Origin of the sequence: Bradyrhizobium sp. USDA 336 (genome assembly GCF_044908355.1) — a bacterium.
Classification (GTDB): domain Bacteria; phylum Pseudomonadota; class Alphaproteobacteria; order Rhizobiales; family Xanthobacteraceae; genus Bradyrhizobium; species Bradyrhizobium yuanmingense.
This window is the reverse complement of record NZ_JBIYDC010000002.1, coordinates 1,324,272-1,345,608: the sequence shown is the minus strand read 5'-3', so window position 1 is coordinate 1,345,608 and position 21,337 is coordinate 1,324,272. Positions and strand designations below refer to the sequence as shown.

At 64.3% G+C, this 21,337-nt stretch carries 18 protein-coding genes; 4 read left to right on the top strand and 14 right to left on the bottom strand.

The features are described 5' to 3' along the window. Positions 1–4: 4 nt before the first annotated feature. Positions 5–3,331 (top strand): AAA family ATPase, encoded by a 3,327-nt coding sequence (locus ABIA45_RS07265; protein WP_404540864.1) that lies wholly within the window; start codon positions 5–7, stop codon positions 3,329–3,331. Positions 3,332–3,849: 518 nt separating this feature from the next. Here the strand turns inward: ABIA45_RS07265 and ABIA45_RS07260 are convergent. Genes ABIA45_RS07260 through ABIA45_RS07240 form a run of 5 tightly spaced genes read right to left on the bottom strand, consistent with a single transcriptional unit; the run spans position 3,850 to position 9,233 of the window. After that, positions 3,850–4,878 carry an ABC transporter ATP-binding protein gene (locus ABIA45_RS07260; RefSeq protein ID WP_404651531.1) on the bottom strand — a complete coding sequence of 343 codons (1,029 nt, stop codon included), beginning with the start codon at positions 4,876–4,878 and terminating at the stop codon, positions 3,850–3,852. After that, positions 4,871–5,851, bottom strand: a complete 981-nt coding sequence (locus ABIA45_RS07255; protein WP_404651530.1) for an ABC transporter ATP-binding protein — start codon at positions 5,849–5,851, stop codon at positions 4,871–4,873. The genes ABIA45_RS07260 and ABIA45_RS07255 overlap by 8 nt, the downstream gene beginning before the upstream one ends. Beyond that, a complete protein-coding gene (locus ABIA45_RS07250; protein ID WP_404651528.1) occupies positions 5,848–6,669 on the bottom strand; it encodes an ABC transporter permease in 822 nt (273 codons plus the stop codon). Before ABIA45_RS07250 ends, ABIA45_RS07255 begins: the two co-directional genes overlap by 4 nt. Then, positions 6,666–7,589, bottom strand: a complete 924-nt coding sequence (locus ABIA45_RS07245; protein WP_157283564.1) for an ABC transporter permease — start codon at positions 7,587–7,589, stop codon at positions 6,666–6,668. The genes ABIA45_RS07250 and ABIA45_RS07245 overlap by 4 nt, the downstream gene beginning before the upstream one ends. Positions 7,590–7,643: 54 nt before the next feature. Next, positions 7,644–9,233 carry an ABC transporter substrate-binding protein gene (locus tag ABIA45_RS07240; RefSeq protein WP_404651527.1) on the bottom strand — a complete coding sequence of 530 codons (1,590 nt, stop codon included), beginning with the start codon at positions 9,231–9,233 and terminating at the stop codon, positions 7,644–7,646. Between the two features lie 225 nt (positions 9,234–9,458). On the opposite strand from ABIA45_RS07240, the gene ABIA45_RS07235 reads away from it, so the two are divergent. Next, a complete protein-coding gene (locus tag ABIA45_RS07235) occupies positions 9,459–10,343 on the top strand; it encodes a hypothetical protein (protein WP_404651526.1) in 885 nt (294 codons plus the stop codon). Between the two features lie 68 nt (positions 10,344–10,411). Here the strand turns inward: ABIA45_RS07235 and mtnK are convergent, their stop codons facing one another. Then, positions 10,412–11,701, bottom strand: coding sequence for an S-methyl-5-thioribose kinase (gene mtnK / locus ABIA45_RS07230; protein WP_404651525.1), 1,290 nt, complete (start codon positions 11,699–11,701; stop codon positions 10,412–10,414). A gap of 230 nt (positions 11,702–11,931) precedes the next feature. On the opposite strand from mtnK, the gene ABIA45_RS07225 reads away from it, so the two are divergent. Together ABIA45_RS07225 and ABIA45_RS07220 are read left to right on the top strand one after the other, a co-directional pair. Further along, positions 11,932–12,381 (top strand): YidB family protein, encoded by a 450-nt coding sequence (locus ABIA45_RS07225; protein WP_036025325.1) that lies wholly within the window; start codon positions 11,932–11,934, stop codon positions 12,379–12,381. 31 nt (positions 12,382–12,412) lie between these two features. Further along, complete coding sequence (locus ABIA45_RS07220; protein WP_024341246.1) at positions 12,413–12,676, top strand: GlsB/YeaQ/YmgE family stress response membrane protein; 264 nt, start codon at positions 12,413–12,415, stop codon at positions 12,674–12,676. Here the strand turns inward: ABIA45_RS07220 and ABIA45_RS07215 are convergent, their stop codons facing one another. From ABIA45_RS07215 to nuoL, 8 genes are read right to left on the bottom strand one after another with little or no spacing between them, the layout of a single operon-like run. Continuing rightward, a complete protein-coding gene (locus tag ABIA45_RS07215; RefSeq protein ID WP_036025327.1) occupies positions 12,677–13,030 on the bottom strand; it encodes a hypothetical protein in 354 nt (117 codons plus the stop codon). A gap of 30 nt (positions 13,031–13,060) precedes the next feature. Next, positions 13,061–13,336 carry a DUF1467 family protein gene (locus tag ABIA45_RS07210; protein ID WP_025036606.1) on the bottom strand — a complete coding sequence of 92 codons (276 nt, stop codon included), beginning with the start codon at positions 13,334–13,336 and terminating at the stop codon, positions 13,061–13,063. A gap of 9 nt (positions 13,337–13,345) precedes the next feature. Further along, a complete protein-coding gene (gene mce / locus ABIA45_RS07205; RefSeq protein ID WP_157283560.1) occupies positions 13,346–13,750 on the bottom strand; it encodes a methylmalonyl-CoA epimerase in 405 nt (134 codons plus the stop codon). 10 nt (positions 13,751–13,760) lie between these two features. Further along, entirely contained in the window at positions 13,761–15,431 is a 1,671-nt protein-coding gene (locus ABIA45_RS07200; RefSeq protein ID WP_404651522.1) for a ribonuclease J, read from the bottom strand. Beyond that, on the bottom strand, positions 15,431–16,237 hold the full coding sequence (locus ABIA45_RS07195) for a biotin--[acetyl-CoA-carboxylase] ligase (RefSeq protein ID WP_036039011.1): 807 nt from the start codon (positions 16,235–16,237) through the stop codon (positions 15,431–15,433). The genes ABIA45_RS07200 and ABIA45_RS07195 overlap by 1 nt, the downstream gene beginning before the upstream one ends. Position 16,238: 1 nt before the next feature. Then, positions 16,239–17,675: an NADH-quinone oxidoreductase subunit NuoN gene (nuoN, locus tag ABIA45_RS07190; protein ID WP_225113103.1), complete on the bottom strand. Its 1,437-nt coding sequence runs from the start codon at positions 17,673–17,675 to the stop codon at positions 16,239–16,241. A gap of 22 nt (positions 17,676–17,697) precedes the next feature. After that, positions 17,698–19,206 carry an NADH-quinone oxidoreductase subunit M gene (locus ABIA45_RS07185; RefSeq protein ID WP_036025336.1) on the bottom strand — a complete coding sequence of 503 codons (1,509 nt, stop codon included), beginning with the start codon at positions 19,204–19,206 and terminating at the stop codon, positions 17,698–17,700. Continuing rightward, positions 19,207–21,306: an NADH-quinone oxidoreductase subunit L gene (nuoL, locus tag ABIA45_RS07180; protein WP_157283557.1), complete on the bottom strand. Its 2,100-nt coding sequence runs from the start codon at positions 21,304–21,306 to the stop codon at positions 19,207–19,209. Between the last annotated feature and the right edge of the window lie 31 nt (positions 21,307–21,337).

Here is a 21,337-nt window from a genome sequence, read left to right as displayed (position 1 = left end):
GAAGTTGGACATCGGAGAATGGCTGCGCAGCCTAGGCCTCCAATCCTATGAGCAGACATTCCGCGACAACGGAATTGATCTCGAGATCCTGCCCCAACTGACGGTTGAAGATCTCAAGGAGATTGGAGTCCAGGCCGTCGGCCACCGTAGGAAGCTTCTCGATGCAATCGGTCTACTACCAGCGAACCTGGCGGCGCGGCCGCCCGCGTTGGTGGAGCGCCGTCGGCTCACGCTCATGTTCGTCGACCTCGTCGGCTCGACCGACCTCAGCCGCCGTCTCGATCCCGAGGAGCTGCGCGAGGTCATGCGAGCCTACTCGAACACAGTGGCGGCAGAGATTGTGCGACTGGAGGGCCACGTCGCGAAGTTTCTGGGAGACGGTGTGCAGGCCTATTTCGGCTGGCCGCGCGCAAGCGAAGATGCAGCAGAGCAAGCAGTCCGGGCAGGACTTGCGGTCGCAACAGCGGTCAGCGGCATGTCATCAGGCGCGGGAGGTCTGCTGGCAGCACGCGTCGGCATCGCCACCGGCCTGGTCGTGGTAGGTGATCTGCTCGGGGAAGGTGCTGCGAAAGAGGAAGCGGTCACTGGAGAGACCCCTAATCTCGCGGCCCGTCTGCAGCAGGTTGCGGAGTCTGGTACGGTCGTTATCGCCGACAGCACGCGCCGGCTGGTCGGCGATCTCTTCGAATTTGTTGAGCTCGGGTCCCTTCAGCTCAAGGGCTTTGCGGAGCCGGTGCAAGCGTGGCGGGTCATCGGCGAAGGCAGGGCAGAGAGCAGGTTCGAGGCGTTGCACGGCGCCCACGTCACGCCACTCGTCGGGCGCGGCGAGGAACTCGATTTGATGATGTCACGGTGGCGGCTTGCAGAAGGAGGGGCTGGACAGGCCGTCCCTATTTTTGGCGAGCCGGGAATCGGAAAATCACGATTGGTGCGCGCGCTGCGCGAACGGCTACAGGCTGAACAAATCACGCTCGTTAGCTACGCCTGTTCGCCGCATCACCTGAACAGCTCGCTCTTTCCCTTCATCTCGCAGCTCGAGCGGGAGGCGCGGTTCGCACCTGAGGATGCTGCGGAAAAACGGCTCGAGCGCCTCGAACTACTCCTTGGCGAAAACGGCGAGGGGCTATCTGGCGATGCAATCCAGCTCCTTGCCGATCTGCTCGGCATTCTAACTGAGAGGCCGAGCACCCAGCCAGAGATGTCGCCGCAGCAAAGGAAGGCGCTCCTGTTTCGCACGTTCGTGGCCCGGCTCGATCGACTTGCCGGTCGTGGCCCGGTGATGATGGTGCTTGAAGATGCGCACTGGCTTGATCCGACCTCGCGCGAGCTGTTCGACCAGATCGTGGATCGTATTCAGGACCTGCCAGTGCTGCTCGTCGCTACATTCCGCCCGGAACTCCCGCCGCCATGGACCGGTTTTCCTCACGTCACGTTGCTCATGCTGAATCGCTTGCCAAAGGCGCAGGTGGTTGTACTCGTCGACCGGATCACCGAAGGCAAAGCGCTTCCCGCCGAGGTCCTCGACCAGATTCTGGCGCGGACCGAGGGAGTGCCGCTCTTTACAGAGGAGCTCACGAAGGCTGTTCTTGAAGCCGGGATCCTCCGCTACACCGGCGCTCGCTACGTCCTCGCGGGCGTATTCCCGTCGTTGGCGATCCCCGCGACGCTGCACGATTCATTGATGGCGCGGCTTGACCGTCTTGCTCCAGTCAAGGAGGTCGCCCAGATCGGAGCCTGTATCGGCCGCGAATTCGATCACGAGTTGCTTGCTGCGGTCGTGTCGATGCCAGAGGTGGAGCTCGCCGCGGCGCTTGATCGCTTGGTAGCCTCGGAGCTCGTTTTCCGGCGGGGCCTCGCACCTGCCGCCACCTATGTTTTCAAGCACGCCCTTGTGCGCGACGCCGCCTACGAAAGCCTTCTCAAGCGGCGCCGCCAGGAGCTGCACGCACGGATTGCCACATCGATCGAAGCGCTCTTTCCGCAACTTGTCGAAGCGCAGCCGGAGCTGGTCGCCCGTCACTTCGGCGAGGCGGGCTTGGCAGAGAAGGCCATTCCATACTGGCTGAGGGCGGGGGGACTTGCGGCCGCCCGATCCGCGAATATGGAAGCAATTGCCCATCTGAGATCGGGGCTAGAGTGCGCCCAGACACTTCCTTCCGGAGCATCACGCTCGCGCTTCGAGCTTGATTTACAGCTCGGACTTGGAGGACCGCTGATTGCAACAAAAGGGTTTGCTTCAGGCGAGGCAGAAGCGGCATTCCAGCGGGCGCAGGAGCTCAGCCGTGAGCTGCAGAGCGAGGCCGATCTCTCCGCCGCGCTGAAGGGGCTCGGCCACGTCTACCACGTGCGCGCCAAATTGCGCGAAGCCGCGAGCATCGTCGCGGAGACGGAGGCGATAGCAAAACGAAGCGGTGATCCGGTACGCCAGGCCGAAGCCGATCATCTTGCGGGCGTGCTCTCATTCCACCTCGGCCAGTTTCAATTCTCGCGCGACCAGCTTGAGAGAAGTGCGCAAGCCGGCGAATACCGCGGCCGCTATTATTCCGAGGTGTACGGAATCGACATGAGCGTATTCTGCCGCGCCTACATGAGTCATTGCGACTGGCATCTCGGTTATCCGATTCGTAGCCTTAAGATTGCTGAGGAAGGGCTCGCCATCGCGCGCGAGATTTCACATCCATTCAGCATCGCGCTCGCGCTCAATTATCTGGCCATGCTCTGTCAATTCCGGCGAGAGCCCGATGCCGCACTGAAAGCCGCGGCAGAGTCGCGCGACGTCTGCACCGAGTACCGCTTCGACTACTATCGTGCATGGGCCAGCCTCGTTCGCGCCTGGGCGATCGCTGAATCCGGCAGGCTTGAGGAAGGTCTGGCGGACTTTGATACTGGGCTTGAGGATCTCCGGCGAACCAGCGCGGGACTACGCATTCCGCACCATCTTGGGTTGCGCGCGGCGCTTCATCGCAAGGCCGGAAACGCCATGACCGGGCTTCGGATCATCGACGAAGCGGTCGCAATTGCGGACGCAAGTCTCGAGAGCTGGTGCGCCGTCGAGCTTCACCGGGAGCGCGGTGAACTGCTGTTGCTGACAGGCGGGGAGCAGGCGGAAAATCAAGCGGACGCGGAGTTCGAGACCGCGATCAAAATCGCCGCCGCCCAGGGAGCAAAGTTGCCCGAGCTTCGCGCAAGCATTGCGCGCGCCAAGCTGCAAGCGTCACGCGGCATGCGGCGAGAGGCGCGCGACGTTCTTGTGCCGATCTACAGCTGGTTCAGCGAAGGCTTAGAAACGCTCGATCTCGTGGAAGCCCGCAAGATGCTAACAGACTTGTGACGAAGTTACCGCCATAACCGTGCGATCAGGTTCCGGACAAGACTGAGCTTTCGCATGCTTTGGAGTCAAAGTGCTACCTGGCCCACCCGGCCTGTAATGGCGCCAAGCGGACATCCTGCTGACGCGCCACTTCTGCTGCGTGTTAAAACGCGAAGAACTCAGATTTGAGCAAATCTGGTCCGCTCTGGCTCAACGAGCGGACTACCTACCGCCGAGGCGCAACTTCGCCGATGGGCCACAACCCGACCTCGGTATGGTATGAAGGAGATCGTCAACTGGGCCGCCGGGGTGTGATAGGGTTCTGGAATGTCGAGAGGCGCGCTGAAATGGACCCTCCTAGGATGCGCAGTCGTTTACTTCCTCCTGACGCTATACGGCCTCGTCGATAGCGGCGAATCGAAACCACTTCGGATCATGCTGTGGACCGCGATTTTGGGTCTTTACGCGTACCTGGTCGCTACATGGAAACGGCGAAAAACCACCGCCTGGTGTGGAATGGACGTACCCCCTTCGGCGCATTAGCCCGTGGTCGAGACTAACGCCATCCGTCCCGCAATCTCCTCACGCCGCCAGCACCGCACCGCGTGCCCATCCACCCGCGTCTCCAGCGACGGCCCCGGCTCGCTCCGGCACACCGCCTCCGCGTAGCGGCAGCGCGGGCTGAAGGCGCAGCCGTTCGGCGGGTTAAGCGGGTTGGGCAGGTCGCCGCCGGTCGTTGCCAGCGGAGCGTGGCGCAAGGGATCGGGGATGGCCGCGATCAGGGCCTGCGTATAGGGGTGCGCCGGACGTTCGAAAATCTCGCGCCAATCGCCGTTCTCGACGATGCGGCCGAGATACATCACGGCGACGCGGTCGCTCATGTGCTCGACCACACCGAGGTCGTGGCTGATCATGATGTAGGACAGGCCGAGCGTGTCCTTCAATTCCAGCAGCAGGTTGATGATCTGGGCGCGGATCGAGACGTCGAGCGCCGAGACCGGCTCGTCGCAGATGACGATCTTCGGGTTGAGGATCAGCGCCCGCGCGATGCCGATGCGCTGGCGCTGGCCGCCGGAGAATTCATGCGGATAGCGGTCGGCCTGCTCGGGGCGCAGGCCGACATGCCTCAGCATCGTCGCGACGCGGTCCTCGATCTCGCTTTTCGCGGTCACGCCGTGCACGCGCAGGGGATCCTCCAGCGTGCGGCGAACGGTCTGGCGCGGATTGAGCGAGGCGTAGGGATCCTGAAATACGATCTGCACGATGCGGGCCAGCGCCTTCCGGTCGCCGGATTGCCGGTTCGTGACGACCTGTCCGTCCAGCACGATGCGGCCGCGCGTCGGCGTGAGTAAGCCGAGGATCGACAAAGCGACGGTCGACTTGCCGGAGCCGGATTCGCCGACGAGGCCGAGGCATTCGCCGCGCTTCAGTTTGAGGTCGACGCCGTCGACGGCGCGGAGCAGCCGACGGCCGCGGCCCAGCAGGCCGCCCCCGAGCGGAAAGTGAACGGCGAGATCCTCCACGCTGAGGATCACATCGTCGTCCGCTCTCCCCTTTGGCTCATGCATGGTGGTGACACCGGACGAAACCGCCCGCCTCCAGCCCATCCGTCTGCGGCGCATTGGTTCGGCAAATATCCGTCGCCTGCGCGCAGCGCGGATTGAACCGGCAGCCGTCGGGGAAACGCGTGATCGCCGGCACGACGCCCGCGATCTCCTTGAGCCTGCTGCGGCCGAGCGCAGCGCGGCTGCCGAGCCGCGGCAGCGAGTCGACGAGGCCCTGCGTATAGGGATGGGAGGGCGCTCGGAAGATGTCGGCCGAGCCGCGCTCCTCGACGATGCGACCGGCATACATGACGGCGACGCGGCGGCAGACGTTGGCAACAAGACCGAGATCGTGACTGATCATCAGGATCGCCGTTCCGCGCTCGGCGCACAGATTGCGCATCAGCTCGATGATCTCCGCCTGCACGGTGACGTCGAGCGCCGTCGTCGGCTCGTCCGCGATCAGCAGGTCCGGACCGCAGGCCAGCGCAATGGCGATCATCACGCGCTGGCGCATGCCGCCGGACAGCTGGTGCGGATAGTCCTTCACGCGCCGCTCCGGCGCTGGGACGCGGACGCTCGCGAGCGCCTCGACAGCCAGCTGGTTGGCCTCCCGCCAGCTCTTGCCCTTGTGCAGCACGAACATCTCGGCGATCTGCCGCCCCACCGGCGAGACCGGGTTCAGTGCCGTCATCGGCTCCTGGAAGATCATGGCAATGCGATTGCCGCGCAGCTGCCTTTGCCGGGCGGCGGACAGGTGCTGGATCTCCTGGCCCTGGAACCGGATGACGCCGCCGGCGATCGACAAGGGTGGCCGCAGCAGGCCGATCAAAGCGAGCGCCGTGATGCTCTTGCCGCAACCGGACTCGCCGACGAGGCCGAACGTCTCGCCGCCATCGATGCGGAATGAAATGCCTTCGGCCGCCGCAACGCGCCTCGCTCCGTCATCGAGATCGATGCGGAGATTCTCGACCTCGAGCAGCGGCGCGCCGGTCATATGCGCCGGCTCCGCGATTGCGGATCGAGGATGTCGCGCAGGCCATCGCCGAGCAGATTGAGGCCGAGCACGGTCAGGAAGATGGCAAGGCCGGGAAAAATCGAAAGCCACGGCGCCGTCGTGATCTGCTCGCGCGCTTCCGACAGCATGCTGCCCCAGCTCGGAAAGGGCGGGCGGACGCCGAGGCCGAGGAACGACAATGCGGCTTCGGACAGCACCGCGCTGCCCATGCCCAGCGTGCCGATGACGACGATGGGCCCCAGCATGTTCGGCAGGAGCTGCGTGATCATGATGCGGATATCACCGTAGCCGAGCACGGTGGCCGCCTGCACGTAGCCCTGGCTCCGCAGCGACAGCGCCGAGGCCCGTGCGAGCCGGCAGGTGAACGACCAGTTGGTCAGCCCGAGCGCGATCAAGAGGCTGGTCAGGCCGGGACCAAGCACCGCCATGATGGCGAGCGCGAAAATCAGCGAGGGGATCGCGAGCATGAGATTGGTCAGGGCGTTGACGACATCGTCCCACCAGCCGCCGAAATAGCCGGCGCTGAGGCCGAGCGCCACGCCGATGACGCTGTTGATGAGCTGCGAGACGATGCCGACCGTCAGCGAGACGCGCGCGCCGTAGAGGACGCGCGAATAGATGTCGCGGCCCTGCGCGTCGGTGCCGAACCACCAGGTCCAGCTCGGGGGCTCCTCCGCATTCATGAGGTTGGCGTCCATCACGGGATCGGTATGTGCCAGCCATGGCGCGAGCAGGCCGACGACAATCGCCAGCGCGAACAACGCTCCCCCGATGACGAGATTGGCGCGCAGCTTCATGCGTATCTGATCCTGGGATCGATCACGCCGTAGAGCATGTCGATCAACAGATTGATCGCGAGAAAGAACAGCACCACGACGAGGATGGAGCCCTGGACGGCGGGAATGTCGCGCTGGAGCACGCTGTCGACCAGCAGCGAGCCGATGCCCGGCCAGGAGAACAGTTTCTCGACCACCACCGCCTGCCCCATCAGTGCGCCGAACTGCAGGCCCATGGTCGTGAGGATGAGGACGAGCGCGTTGCGCATGACGTGCCACTTGACGACCCTGGTCTCGCTCATGCCCTTGGAGCGCGCAGTGCGGACGAAATCCGCGGTCATGATCTCGAGCACCGCGGCGCGCGTGGTCCGCGCCAGCAGCGCCATCGGCGAGACACCGAGCGTCACGGCGGGCAGGATCAGGTATTTGAGGCCACCGTCGCCATAGCCGAAACTCGGCAGCCAGCCGAGCTTGAGCGCGAACAGGTACATCAAGAGCAGTCCGAGCCAGAACTTGGCCAATGACAGGCCGGACACTGCCAGCATCATCGAGACGGTGTCGACGAGACTGCCCGGCCGCAAGGCCGCGACGAAGCCGAGCGGCACGCCGATCAGTACCGCAAACGCCATGGACGCGAAGATCAGCTGCAGCGTCGGCCATGCCCGCTTGGCGATCATGGTCGTGACAGGCTCACGGGTCCGGAACGAGGTTCCGAAATCGCCGGTCGCGAGCCCGGCGATATAGGTGCCGAAACGCATATAGACGGGCTGATCGAGGCCGAGCTGCTTCTTCATGCGCAGCTCGACCTGCGGATCGCTGTCGTCGCTCATGCTCGAGACGATGCTGCCGGGAACGACGCTGAACAGCACGAACACCAGCAGCACCACGGCGAGCACGGTCGGAATGGTCTGCAGGACGCGGCGGATCAGGAACGCGAGCATCTCAACTTTTCCCGGCTCCCTCCCTCGCCCGTCGCGCTGGAGGGAGCGCGCGTGTCACTTCGCGGGCGAGGTCTCGTCGACCCAGAGGTCCTCGACGTTCTGGTGGGTCAGCTCCGTCGCGTTGAGCTGAATTCCCTTGAGCCAGGGCTGCACCGCCATGACAGCCTTGTTGTAGTTGAAGAACCAGACCGGCGCCTCCTCGTAGAGCAGCGCATTAGCCTTCTGCATCAGCTGGATGCGCTTTGTGGGATCGTCGGCCTGTCCGGCTTCATCGAGGATCTTGTCGAAGTCGGGATTTTTGTAGGTCGTGTAGTTGCAGGCCGCCTGCGGCGTCGCCGAATGGAAGCATTTGAGCGCGGCCTGAGGATCGGGGCCGCTCGCCTGAGAATAGATGAAGGCCTGATAGTCGCCGGTGCGAACCACCTCCGCCAGCACCGCGGTCTCGACCTGCTTGACCTTGGCCTTGATGCCGACCTTGTCCAGCATCGGGATGACGGCCGAGACGATCGGCAGGCCCCAGCTTTCATTCTGGCTGGTGGTCCATTCGAACTCGAAGCCGTTAGGATAGCCGGCTTCGATGAGCAATTGCTTGGCCTTTGCGGGATCGAAGGGATAAGGCTTCATCGCCTTGTCGTAGGCCGGCGAGGTCAGCGGCAGCCAGCTGGTGGCGCGGTAGGCCTTGCCCTTAACCAGTTTGTTGATGATCAAATCGGTATCGATGGCGTAATTGATCGCCTGCCTCACGCGCTTGTCGGAGAACGGCTTGACCGCGGGATTCATGCCCATGTAGCGCGTGAACACTTCGGCGACCTCGACGATGGTGCCCTTGAGGTCGGCGTCGGATTGGTAGGCGACGTACTGCGCAGGTCCCAGCACCGAGGTGTCGATCTCCTTGTTGCGAAAGGCGACGTCGCGCGCCGCGGCCTCGCCCATGACCGACACGACGATCTTGTCGGCATAGGGCTTGCCTGGCTTGTAGAACCGGTCCCAGCGCTCCATGACGATGCGCGATCCCGGCACATGCTCGACGAACTTGAAGGGACCGAGACCGATCGGCTTCTGGATGAAGCTTTCCTTGGCGGCCTCGTCCGCGGGATAGATCGAGGTCAGCGCGGTGAAAAAATAGAAGCCGGGATCGACCTTCTCCGTCAGCTTCATCTCGATGGTGAAGTCGTCGATCTTCTTCAGGCCGGAGATTTCCTTGGCCTGGCCCTTCTCCACTGCTGCGGCGCCCTCGATCACACGGACGTAACGCGCGCCGGGATAGGCTTTGCTGCCGTCCATGATGCGGTTGTAGGACCAGATGACGTCGTCGGCCGTCATCTTGCGGCCGTTGTGGAAATAGGCGTCGTCGCGCAGCTTGAAGGTGTGAACGAGGCCTCCGCCCGAGACCACGTCCTCCTTGGCGAGCTCCAGCACCGGCTTTCCTTCCGCCGAATTCCAGATGTAGAGCGAACGGTGCAGGGCCTTGGCGTAGATCTCGTCCTGGGCCCGCTGCGTGGTGTGAATGTCGAGGCTGGTGAAGCTCGAGCCGTAGGGCGCCGTCATGCGGATGGTTCCGCCCTTGCGCGGTGTCTGCGCCTCGGCTGTGGCGGCGAGCGCCAGTCCCAAACCGGCAACGATCGCGATGGTCTTGAACATCATGTGTCCCCCCGACGCAGGCGTATTCCGATGAGTGATTTGATCATTCGTCGCCTGCCGAAAGCAAGCTTCGTTTTGACGGCAAATGATGCCGGTTCCTGAGGCATGCTTTCGGCGGAGGCGCAATGACGCGGTGCGTCATCGGGCGGGTAGGATCGATGAACATTTTTCGTGATCGAGGCGACCAAGCTCAGGATCATTATCTGAGCCCCAAGGGATGGCGCAAAAATGCATCGCCGAACGCTAGGTGCCCTGCTCGCCACGGGTCTGGTCGCCGCAACGGCCGTGCTGGCGCGCCCGGTCGCGGCCGGCCTGGGTGGAGAGAGCGCGACAAACGCTATCCAGTTCGGCTGGAGTCGCACCTCCGGCGCGAACGACAATGTCGACCAGACCTGGTGGGCGGTCCGGAGCCATGACGCTCTGGACAATTTCGTCGAACGACTGCTCAGCATCCCCGTCGGGATGATGGCGCGCGGTGCGGGGGCACGTTTCGAAGCCAAGCTCTCCGAGCATACCGGCCTGCCGCTGCCCGAAGGGTGGGCCCTCGCGACGGCGAAAGAATCGCCGCAGATCCGGTCGATCTACGCCGAGACGCCGCGCGATTTCGCCTCTGTGCTCGGCTTCTATCGCGACGCACTCGGCAAGCGTGGCGGGACGGAGAAAGACGGTGCGCTCGAAGAGCCGGACCGGGCCGTGATCACGTTCCTGACGAGAGAGGGACCGCTCCTGCTCCGGCTCTCACGTCAGGACGGCAAGACAATTGCCGAGCTGTCGAGGCGCAAATTCGCTCCGGCGACCATCGGCCTGCTGCCGAAGCCGGGGCAAGTGAGGCTGATGCTCGGCAACAAGACGGATGAAGCGGCGGTGATCACCGTCGCCGACCAGGCCGTCCATCTGGCGGCGCACGCCGGCGAAGAACTGGCGAACTCCGACGGTGCCGCAGGCAAATTGCCGGACAGCCAGAAGCTCGATCTGCCGCCCGGCAGGTACAAGGTCACCCTCAAGGTGGATGGCGGAGCGGCAGCGAGCCGGGAGTTCGAGGTCGCGGCCAACGAGACCTGGGGTTTGCTGGCCGGCGCGGACGGCGTCCTGCTGCCGATGCGGCTTTACTAAAATTCCGGGGACGATCTCTCATCTCGTAATGACGGAGCGTGGGGCGGGCGCCTCATCATGTGGCTGGTTCAGCCCGACAATTCCGGCATCCAGTCCCGCAGTTTTCGCGCGGCATTCGTCACATCCGCGATGGTCCGGAACGACGCCGTCTCCACCATCATCGCCCTCGCCAGCCGCACGGCACGGGCTTCACTGACCGCCCGCGTGCGCGGGTCCTCGATCAGCTCGAAATCGATGTTGTGGGCGAGGCCGAAGATGCGGCGGATGATTTTTGCGGCTGCGAAGCCGACAGCGTCGGCGAACAGGCGTTGCATGTAGCTTTGTCGCTCGGCTTCCAACCGCGCGGCACCCTGTTCGCCGGCGAAAAGCGAGACTGGATAGGCATCGCCGGTGCCTCCCGCCCGCCAGAGATCGAGGAACTTTCGGGTAAACTCGGTCCAGACCTGCTCGACCGTCTCCAGCACCCAGGCCTCGAATGCCGCCCGTTCGCCCGGCGCGCGCTCGTGGCCGGCGGAAGCGAAATAGGCCATCAGGAGATTGGCCAGCACCGCGCCGACGTCGAAGCCCATCGGACCGTAGAACGCGAATTCCGGGTCGATCACGCGGGTCTGGCTATCCGTGACCATGATCGAGCCGGTGTGGAGGTCGCCATGGATCAGCGCTTCCGGACCCGCCATGAATTTCAGCTTCAGCCGGGAGATTGCGACGTGCAGCTCCAGGTCCTCGCGCAAGCGCGCGGCAAGGCCGTCCAGATAGGGCGCGGTCCAGCGGTTCTGCTCGGCGATGCGGTAGGGATCGGTGAAGATCAGGTCCTCGGTGATCTTGCAAAGCGCATGGTTGCCGGCAAAGGCCGCGATGGCCTCCTTCTTCTCGGCCGCTGACAGCGCGAGGTCGGAGGTGAAGAACAGCGTCCGCGCCATGAAGGTGGTGATGTCGTCCACGAAACGCGGATAGCGCGTTGCCGCGACCAGGCCCTTTCGCATGATGATGTGGGGCTCGAGCAGCTCCATCACGGTCAGCGCCAGGGCTTCGTTGTGATGCAGCACGGCCGGCACCAGGCCAGGCGCGAGCTGGGCCTGGCGCGACAGCGCCAGATACTCGTAATGGGCGCGCGACAGCGGCAGCGGCCAGCTCTCGCCGACCAGGCGGACATAAGGCAGGGCCTGCTTCACGGCAATGCCGCCGCGTGCGCCCTTGACGATGAAGACGAGGTTGAGGTTGCCATCGCCGACCTCGGTGATCGCCCAGGACGCCGGTTCGCCGCCAAGGAGCGCGGCGATATCGGGCAGGCCTGCGAGATAGTCCCGCGAGTCCGCCTCGTGCAAAATCCGATAGTCCCCTGCCCGGTCCCCGGTCATTGCGATCCCATCCCATGTCTGGGCCGGATCGCTACTCCCGATGCTGGCAAGCTCGAGCCGATCCGGCCATTCTTTTCATCGGATCGTAGCCACAATGTACGCTGTCTGCCACCCGCTGCTTTGGTGGCGGCCAAGCTGGGACGCTTGGTCGCGAGCTCCTATTGGTCGATTGAGGAACCCAAGCAGGCTGAGACGGTTTTGGGTTTCTGACCTTCTAAAAGGAGCTAGCGATGAGCCGCGGAATGCCTTCCATGACTGCCCTGCTGGCGATGCTGGCCATCGCCGGGTATCAAAATCGCGACAAGCTGGCGGAGCTGCTGAAAGGCGCCGGCGCCGGCTCGTCCACGGGCGGCCAGCAGCCGCTCGGAGGCATGCTCGGCAATCTCGGCGGCATGCTAGGCGCTGGCGGAATCGGGGGCCTGCTCAATGGCGGGATTGGCGAGCTCCTGGAGAGGTTCAACCAGAATGGGCAGGGCGAGATCGCCGATTCATGGGTGAAGCCAGGCCCCAACAAGGAGATCTCCCCGCCGGAGCTCAAGCAAGCCATCGGCAGCGACGTCCTTGAGAAGCTCGCGCAGCAGACCGGGCTTTCCCAGGAGGAGATCGTCTCACGGCTAACCCGCGAGCTTCCTTCCGCAATCGACAAATACACGCCGGATGGACGCCTGCCCGACGCATAGGAGCAGCGGCTCAACTCGAAAAGGTGTACTCATGAGCATTCTCTGGACCATCATCATTGGCTTTCTCGCCGGCGTGATCGCCAAGTTCATCATGCCGGGCGACAACGAACCGTCAGGGTTCATCCTGACGACCATCCTCGGCATCGTCGGCGCCTTCGTCGCTTCGTATCTTGGGCAAGCGCTGGGCTGGTATCGCCCTGGCGAGGGTGCGGGCCTGATCGGTGCCGTGGTCGGCGCGATCATCGTGCTGTTTGTTTACGGTCTCTTCGCCGGCCGGCAGCGCCGCGCGATCTAGCTAGAAAGTCTCCCGCTCCAGGAAGCTGGAGCCGATGTCGGCCTTTCTCTTGATCGGATCGTAGTCGCAATAGACGCTGTCCGCGACCAGCGTGTAGCTGGCGCTGACCGTGTATTTGTCCGTCTTGACCGAGTTCAGGCCGATCACCGAGGTGCTCTTGCCGCCGTTCCATTTGAACGGCGTCGAGCTTTTGGCCTGCTCGCAGGCCAGCACGGCCTCGTTGAAGACATAGCCCTCAACGAACGCCTTCAGGGTGCGCACCTGCACCGCCATCCGCCATTCGAAATAGCCGATGGCACCGAGCCCTGCGACGATCAGCACCAGAAGCGCAATGACGATACGCTGAAATGTCATTTTTGACCCCATAACAACGCCAATCAAAACTTAAAACGGCATTCCCATCATCTTCGACAGGCGCTCGATCGAGAGATAGCCGGCATGATAGGCCGCAAGGCCAATGCCGAACACGATTGCCGAGATGATCGTGGTCCAGATCAGCTTGTGCCCCATGCGGGTGAGGATGGGAGCACCGGGGTCGGTGCCGGGCGCGCCAACACCGTCCTCGTGCTGGCTGCGCACGCCGAACGGCAGCGTCACGAACAGCATGACCCACCAGAGTACGAAATAGATCGCGAGCCAGGTTGAAATCTGGATGGCCATGACGCGGCCCTATGCCTGCTCGATCTCGACGAGAGCGCCGGAGAAATCCTTCGGGTGCAGGAACAGCACCGGCTTGCCGTGGGCGCCGATCTTCGGCACGCCGTCGCCGAGCACCCTCGCGCCCTCCTTCACCAACGTGTCGCGCGAGGCGATGATGTCGACGACCTCGTAGCAGACGTGATGGATGCCACCGTCGGGATTGCGCTCGATGAACTTTGCGATCGGCGAGGCCTCGCCGAGCGGCTCGATAAACTCGATCTTGGTGTTGGGCAGGGTCGCGAACACAGTGGTGACGCCGTGCTCGGGCAGCGGCACGGCCTCGGAAATCTGGGCGCCGAAGGCCGCACCGTAGATCTTCGCGGCCTTGACCGCGTCCCTGGTCGCGATCGCGACATGGTTGAGCCGGCCCAACATGTTCCTCTCCCTATACCGTCAGTACATGTACCAGACAGGGGGGCTTTTTGCCCCAATGTTCGTTGATCACGGCCCGGACAGCGCGTCGCACCGACTCGGCCAAGGCGTCCGGATCGCGCCGGCGCGCCCTCGGCAGGCCTTCGATGGTCGACATCACGGCATCGAAGACGATGTCGTCGAAGGTCTCGCCGGCCCTGTTCTTCTCGGGGATGCCGACCAAATCGAGCTCGGGATCACCGGCGAGCTCACCCTGCGCGGTCATGGCGATGGCGACGAAGGCGCAGCCGGAGAAGCCCATGCGGCGCCGCTCCACGACGGCACGGGACTTGGAGTCTTCCAGGATCGTGCCGTCCTTGTAGAGCCGCCCCGATGGCACCTCGCCGACGATGCCGGGATCGCCCGGGCCGAGCTTGACGAGGTCACCGTTGCGGCAGACCAGCACGCGCGGCACGCCGGCGGCGCGGGCGAGCTTGGCGTGCTCATGCAAGTGCAGGGCCTCGCCGTGGACCGGGATCAGGATCTGCGGCTTCACCCAGGAGATCATATCGCGCAGCTCGTCGCGACGGGGATGGCCGGAGACGTGGACCAGCGCATCGCGGTCGGTGATGACCTCGACGCCCTGCAGCACCAGATTGTTGATGATCGAGCCGACCGCCTTCTCGTTGCCGGGAATGGTGCGCGAGGAGAAGATGACGCTGTCGCCGCGGTTCAGCGTGATTTCAGGATGGTCGTCATTGGCGATGCGAGCCAGCGCGGCGCGCGGCTCGCCCTGGCTTCCGGTGCACAGCGCCAGCACCTTGTCCTGCGGCAGGTGGCCATAGACCTCGGGCGAGCGGAAATTCTGCACGCCCTCGAGATAACCGGTCTCGCGCGCGACCTGCACCACGCGCTCCATGGCGCGGCCGACCACGACGACCTCGCGGTCCGCGGCCCTCGCGGCGTCAGCCACCGCTTTGACGCGGGCGACGTTGGAGGCGAACGTCGTCACCGCGACGCGGCCCTTGGCGGATTTGACGAGATCGATGATGGTTCGGGCGACCTCGGCCTCGGAGGGCGAACGGCCGTCGCGCACGGCATTGGTGGAATCGCCGATCAAGGCGAGCACGCCCTGCTCGCCCAATTCCCGCAGCCGCTTCTCGTCGGTCGCGGCTCCAAGCGTCGGGGTCGGGTCGATCTTCCAGTCGCCGGTGTGCAGCACGATGCCGGCGTCGGTGTGGATCGCCAGCGCATGCGCTTCCGGAATCGAATGCGCGACCGGAATGAACTCGACGTTGAACGGACCGATATCGACACGGCCGCCTGAGGGCACCACGGTGACCGGAATCTCGGGCGCGTTGCGCTCGGCGGCGCATTTGGCCTCGAACAGCGCGGCGCTGAACCTGGTGGCGTAGATCGGGCATTTCAGCTTCGGCCAGAGGTCGATGATGGCGCCGAAATGATCCTCATGGGCGTGGGTCAGCACGAGGCCCATCAGGTTCTTGCGCTCCTTCTCCAGGAAGGAGATGTCGGGCATGATCAGATTGATGCCGGGCAGATGCTCCTCATCGCCGAAGGAGACGCCGAGATCGACTGCAAGCCAGGCGCGCTGGTGACGGTTGCCGAGGCCGTAGATCGACAGGTTCATGCCGATCTCGCCGACGCCGCCGAGCGGCGCAAACACCAGTTCGTCCGGCCTTGCCATCACGCTGCTCCCACCGAGGCGACGGGGCCGAAGAACACCTCGCCGGCCGCCACCGGCACGAGGCGGCCCTCCGCGGTGCGGACGATCAGGCAGCCGGTGTCGTCGATCGTGTCAAAAACACCTTCCAGCGTCATGGTTCCCGTGTGGATGGCAACCTTTTCGCCGAGGCCGGCGGCGCGCTCCAGCCAGAGCCTGCGGATCTCGGCAAAGCCGCGGCCATTGTCCCAGATGCCGCGGAACTCGACCCAGGCATCCGACAGCGCCATGAATAGTTCCTCGGCGCTGATCTGGACGCCGAGGGCGGCCAGCGACACCGCGGGCGTCGGGGTGCCCTCGGGCGCGGCGACCACATTGGTCCCGATACCGACCACGACGGCAAGGCCGCCACCGACGGCCTCGGCCTCGAGGCCAATGCCGACCAGCTTCTTGCCGCCGGCGAGCACGTCATTCGGCCATTTCAGCGCGTAGCGGGGCCGGCCTTCGCCGAGACGGAGCGCGGCCTCGAGGCTCACCTTCTCCAGTGCCGCCTCCTCGGCCAGCCCCGCGGCAAAGCCGAGCGTGGCGGCGACGGCGGGGGCAACGTCCATGACTTCGAGGATGCTGGCGGCGAGATTGCCGCGCGGCGCGATCCAGGCGCGCTGGCGCCGGCCGCGGCCGGCGGTCTGCTCGGACGTGACGAACCACATCGGGCCGCGCTCGCCGGCCCTGGCGTGTTCGATCGCCTCGGTATTGGTCGAGCCGGTCCGTTCGAACGCCGCGAGCCTGTAGCCCGCAGCCGATGCGCGAGGACCGAGCGCGAAGGCCATCCTAGAACAACGACTTTGCCGCGGCGGAGGCGACGCTCACCACGGGCCCCGCGAACAGCGCAAACAGCAGGTTGAACAGGCCAGCGACCGCCAGCACCGTCCGCACTTCGATGCGGACCGGATCGACCCGGCCGGCCGGCTCGTCGAAATACATCGTCTTGACAATGGCGAGATAATAGTAGGCGCCGACGACGCTGGTCAGCACGCCAATGACGGCGAGCGTGAACAGGTTCGCCTTGATGGCGGCGACGAAGACGTACCATTTGGCGAAGAAGCCGGCGAGCGGCGGGATGCCGGCGAGCGAGAACAGCAGCATCGCGAACATGAAGGCGAGCAGCGGATTGGTGCGCGATAGGCCGGCGAAATCGCTGATCTGCTCCACGGCCTGACCGTTGCGCTTCATGGCGAGAATGATCGAGAACGAGCCGAGCGTCATCGCGACATAGATCACGATGTACATCAACACGCCCTGTGCGCCTTCCACCGTGCCGGAGGCAAGGCCGACCAGCGCAAAGCCCATGTGGCCGATCGACGAATAGGCCATCAGTCGCTTGATGTTGCTCTGGCCGATCGCGGCGAAGGAGCCGAGCGCCATCGAGGCGATCGACACGAAGACCAGGATCTGCTGCCATTGCGAGACGATGCCGGGGAATGCGGTGAGCGTCACGCGGGTGAAGACGGCGAGCGCGGCGACCTTCGGCGCGGACGCGAAGAAGGCGGTGACCGGGGTCGGCGCACCCTCGTAGACGTCAGGCGTCCACATGTGGAACGGCACGGCCGAGACCTTGAAGCAGAGGCCGACGAGCAGGAAGACCAGGCCGAAGACGAGGCCGACATTCGAGACCGTCGCGGCCGCGGCAATGCCGGTGAAGCTCACCGTGCCGGTGAAGCCATAGACCAGCGACGCCCCGTACAGCAGCATGCCCGAGGACAGCGCGCCGAGCACGAAGTACTTCAGGCCGGCTTCGGTCGACTTGGCGTTGTCGCGGTTCGAGGCCGCGACGACATAGAGCGCCAGCGACATCAATTCGAGGCCGAGATAGAGCGAGATCAGGTCGCCGGCCGAGATCAGCACCATCATGCCGAGCGTCGAGAGCAGCACGAGGATGGCGTATTCGAAAATCCGGCGCGACGGGTCTGACAGGAACTCGGTCGACAGGACGAGCGTCACGGCCGAGCCGATCAGGGCCAGGATCTTCATGAAGCGGGCGAAGTCGTCGACGATGAAGCTGCCGCCGAACGTCACCTGCTTGCCGGCGGGTTGCATGTAGACGAGCGCACCGACCACGATCAGAAGCACCACCGCCAGCGACGTCACGGTCCTGGTCGTCTCCTGCCCGCGATAGGCGCCAAGCATCAGAAGCGCCATCGCGCCGACCGCGAGCACGAGCTCGGGCAGCACCGGCGCCAGTTGATAACCTGCAGTCGAAAAGCTCATGGCGATATCCTGATCTGCCCGATCACTGGAGCAGTGCGGCGGCCTTCACGGCCGTCACGGCGGTGTTGTAATTGTTGACGAGTTGCTGGACCGAGGCGGCCGACATGTCGAGCACCGGCTTCGGATAGACGCCGAACAGGATCGTCAGCGCGATCATCGGGAATAGAATGACGCACTCCCGCAAGGTGAGATCCTTCATGCTCGCCAGCTGCGGCTTAACCAGCGCCCCGAACACGACCTTGCGATAGAGCCATAGTGCGTAGGCCGCCGAGAGGATCACGCCGAAGCTGGCGAAGAACGCGGTCGGGATCGACACCTTGAAGGTGCCGAGCAGCGTCATGAACTCGCCGACGAAGCCGCTCGTGCCGGGCAGACCGACATTGGCCATGGTGAACACCATGAAGGTCATCGCATAGAGCGGCATCCGGTTGACGAGGCCGCCATAGGCCGCGATCTCGCGGGTGTGCAGGCGGTCGTAGACGACGCCGACGCAGAGGAACAGCGCGCCGGAGACGATGCCGTGCGAGATCATCTGGAACACGCCGCCGGCGACGCCCTGCATGGTGCCGGCGAAGATGCCCATGGTGACGAAGCCCATGTGCGCGACCGAGGAGTACGCGATCAGCTTCTTCATGTCCTCCTGCATCAGGGCGACCAGCGAGGTGTAGATGATGGCGATGGCCGAGAGCGTGAACACCAGCGGCGCGAAGTCGTGCGAGGCCAGCGGGAACATCGGCAGCGAGAAGCGCAGGAAGCCGTAGCCACCCATCTTCAGAAGGATCGCGGCGAGGACCACGGAGCCCGCGGTCGGTGCCTCGACGTGCGCGTCGGGAAGCCAGGTGTGCACCGGCCACATCGGCATCTTCACCGCAAAGGACGCGAAGAAGGCGAGCCACGCCCAGGTCTGCAACGACCGCGGCACCGCGGTGTGCATCAGGGTCGGGATGTCGGTGGTGCCGCCGTTCCAGTACAGCGCCATGATGGCGAGCAGCATCAGGACCGAGCCGAGCAGCGTGTAGAGGAAGAACTTGAACGAGGCATAGACCCGGCGCGGACCGCCCCAGACGCCGATGATCAGGAACATCGGGATCAGGCCGCCCTCGAAGAACAGATAGAACAGCACGAGATCGAGCGCCGAGAAGGTGCCAATCATCAGCGTTTCCAGAATCAGGAACGCCATCATGTATTCGCGGACGCGGTTGGTGATCGCCTTCCAGCTCGCGACGATGCAGAACGGCATCACGGCGGTGGTCAGGATCACGAGCGGCAGTGAGATGCCGTCGACGCCCATGTGGTAGGTGATGCCGGTGGCGAGCCAGTTCGCCTTCTCGACGAACTGGAAGTCGGGGTTGCTGGGGTCGAAGCGCATGACCAGGATCACCGACACCGCGAAGGTGATCAGCGTGGTCCAGAGCGCGATCCAGCGCGAATTGCGCCGCGCCGCTTCGTCGTCACCGCGGCTCAGATAGACGATCAGCGCGCCGACCAGGGGCAGGAACGTCGTGACCGAAAGAATGGGCCAGGTTGTCATTTACTGGCCTCCAAAGCCGAACATGAACCAGGTGATCAGGCCGGCGGCGCCGATCAGCATGGCGAAAGCATAGTGATAGAGATAGCCGGTCTGGATCTTGACGACGTTGCGGGTGACGTCCAGCACGCGGGCCGAGACGCCGTCGGGGCCGAAGCCGTCGATGATGAAGCCGTCGCCCTTCTTCCAGAGCTGGTAGCCGATCCACTTCGCCGGACGGACGAAGATGATGTCGTAGAGCTCGTCGAAGTACCATTTGTTGAGCAGGAACTGGTACAGCATCGGCTGGGTGTTCGCGAGCTCGACCGGCAGATAGGGCCGGCGGATGTAGAACAGGTAGGAGACGAGGAAGCCCAGCACCATCATCACCGTCGGCAGGAAGGCGATGGTCTGCGGGATGTGGTGCATCTCTTCGATGATGTGCGGGTTCATCTTCACGGACTCGCGGAAGAACTCCTCGACCCCGTGACCGGCGAACAGCTCCTTGAACGGCAGGCCGGCGACGAACGAGCCGACTGCGAGCACGCCGATCGGGATCAGGATCCAGAGCGGAGCCTCATGCGCGGCCTCGTAATGATGCTCGTCATGCGGCTCGCCGTGGAAGGTCTTGAAGATCAGGCGCCAGGAGTAGAACGAGGTCAGGCCGGCGGCGATGATTGTCATCAGGAAGCCGTACACCGCGAACGGATTGTGCGAGGCGTAGGCGGACTCGATGATCGCGTCCTTGGAGAAGTAGCCGGCGGTGAGCGGGAAGCCGGTCAGCGCCAGCGTGCCGACCACCATCACCGCATAGGTGTAGGGAATCTTCTTCCAGAGGCCGCCCATGTTGCGGATGTCCTGCTCGTGGTGCATCGCGTAGATCACCGAGCCGGAGCCTAGGAACAGCAGCGCCTTGAAGAAGGCGTGGGTGAACAGGTGGAACATGCCGACCGAATAGGCCCCCGCCCCCATCGCCACGAACATGTAGCCGAGCTGCGAACAGGTCGAGTAGGCGACGATGCGCTTGATGTCGTTCTGGACGAGGCCGATGGTCGCCGCGAAGAACGCCGTGGTCGCGCCGAAGAACATCACGACGGCCTGGGCGGTCGGGGCGAGCTCGAACAGCGGCGACAGGCGCGCCACCATGAAGACGCCGGCCGTGACCATGGTCGCGGCGTGGATCAGCGCCGACACCGGGGTCGGGCCTTCCATCGCGTCTGGCAACCAGGTGTGCAGCAGGAACTGGGCGGACTTGCCCATCGCGCCCATGAACAGCAACAGGCAGGTCAGGGTCAGCGCGTCGGCGTGCCAGCCGAGGAAGTTGATGGTCTTGCCGGTGAGGCCGGGCGCGGCGTGGAAGATGGTCTCGAAGTCGGTCGAGCCGACCAGCATGAAGACCGCGAAGATGCCGAGCGCGAAGCCGAAGTCGCCGACGCGGTTGACCACGAAGGCCTTGATGGCGGCGGCGTTCGCCGAGGGCTTCTGGTACCAGAAGCCGATCAAGAGATAGCTGGCGAGACCCACGCCTTCCCAGCCGAAGAACAGCTGCACCAAATTGTCGGCCGTCACCAGCATCAGCATGGCGAAGGTGAACAGCGAGAGATAGCCGAAGAAGCGCGGCCGGTTCGGGTCCTCGTCCATGTAGCCGATGGAATAGAGGTGCACGAGCGAGGAGACGGTCGTCACCACTACCAGCATCACGGCCGTGAGCGTATCGACGCGCAGCGTCCACCAGACCTGGAGATCGCCGGAGAAGATCCAGGGCAGCAGCTGGATCCTGTAGTCGTGATGCATGAAGCCGACGTCGACCAGCGTCATCCAGGACAAGGCCGCCGAGACGAACAGCAGCCCGGTGGTGATCAGCTCGGCTGCGCGCGAGCCCGCCGCCGGCGGCTCGGTCGGGCCATGGCCGTGATCGTCGTGAGCGTCGTCGTGATGGCTCTCGTGGATGACGGAGGCATCCTCGTTGATCTTGTCGGACGCATGGGCATGAGCGCCATGGCCGTGGTCGCCGTGATGCTCGAGCTCGTCGCCCGAGGGGTTGCGGGCATGCGCGCCGAACAGCGCGATCAGGCCAGCCAGAATGGCGCCCAGCAGAGGCAGAAAGACAATTGCCTGAACCATGACTTACTCTTTCCGCATGATCTGATCGGAA

Coding starts and splice junctions, on each gene's coding strand:
- nuoN (WP_225113103.1), bottom strand. CDS start 17,675: ATGAGCTTTTCGACTGCAGGTTATCAACTGGCGCCGGTGCTGCCCGAG.
- mce (WP_157283560.1), bottom strand. CDS start 13,750: ATGTTGGGCCGGCTCAACCATGTCGCGATCGCGACCAGGGACGCGGTC.
- ABIA45_RS07240 (WP_404651527.1), bottom strand. CDS start 9,233: ATGATGTTCAAGACCATCGCGATCGTTGCCGGTTTGGGACTGGCGCTC.
- ABIA45_RS07220 (WP_024341246.1), top strand. CDS start 12,413: ATGAGCATTCTCTGGACCATCATCATTGGCTTTCTCGCCGGCGTGATC.
- mtnK (WP_404651525.1), bottom strand. CDS start 11,701: ATGACCGGGGACCGGGCAGGGGACTATCGGATTTTGCACGAGGCGGAC.
- nuoL (WP_157283557.1), bottom strand. CDS start 21,306: ATGGTTCAGGCAATTGTCTTTCTGCCTCTGCTGGGCGCCATTCTGGCT.
- ABIA45_RS07260 (WP_404651531.1), bottom strand. CDS start 4,878: ATGCATGAGCCAAAGGGGAGAGCGGACGACGATGTGATCCTCAGCGTG.
- ABIA45_RS07210 (WP_025036606.1), bottom strand. CDS start 13,336: ATGGCCATCCAGATTTCAACCTGGCTCGCGATCTATTTCGTACTCTGG.
- ABIA45_RS07225 (WP_036025325.1), top strand. CDS start 11,932: ATGAGCCGCGGAATGCCTTCCATGACTGCCCTGCTGGCGATGCTGGCC.
- ABIA45_RS07200 (WP_404651522.1), bottom strand. CDS start 15,431: ATGGCAAGGCCGGACGAACTGGTGTTTGCGCCGCTCGGCGGCGTCGGC.
- ABIA45_RS07250 (WP_404651528.1), bottom strand. CDS start 6,669: ATGAAGCTGCGCGCCAATCTCGTCATCGGGGGAGCGTTGTTCGCGCTG.
- ABIA45_RS07235 (WP_404651526.1), top strand. CDS start 9,459: ATGCATCGCCGAACGCTAGGTGCCCTGCTCGCCACGGGTCTGGTCGCC.
- ABIA45_RS07185 (WP_036025336.1), bottom strand. CDS start 19,206: ATGACAACCTGGCCCATTCTTTCGGTCACGACGTTCCTGCCCCTGGTC.
- ABIA45_RS07195 (WP_036039011.1), bottom strand. CDS start 16,237: ATGGCCTTCGCGCTCGGTCCTCGCGCATCGGCTGCGGGCTACAGGCTC.
- ABIA45_RS07215 (WP_036025327.1), bottom strand. CDS start 13,030: ATGACATTTCAGCGTATCGTCATTGCGCTTCTGGTGCTGATCGTCGCA.
- ABIA45_RS07245 (WP_157283564.1), bottom strand. CDS start 7,589: ATGCTCGCGTTCCTGATCCGCCGCGTCCTGCAGACCATTCCGACCGTG.
- ABIA45_RS07255 (WP_404651530.1), bottom strand. CDS start 5,851: ATGACCGGCGCGCCGCTGCTCGAGGTCGAGAATCTCCGCATCGATCTC.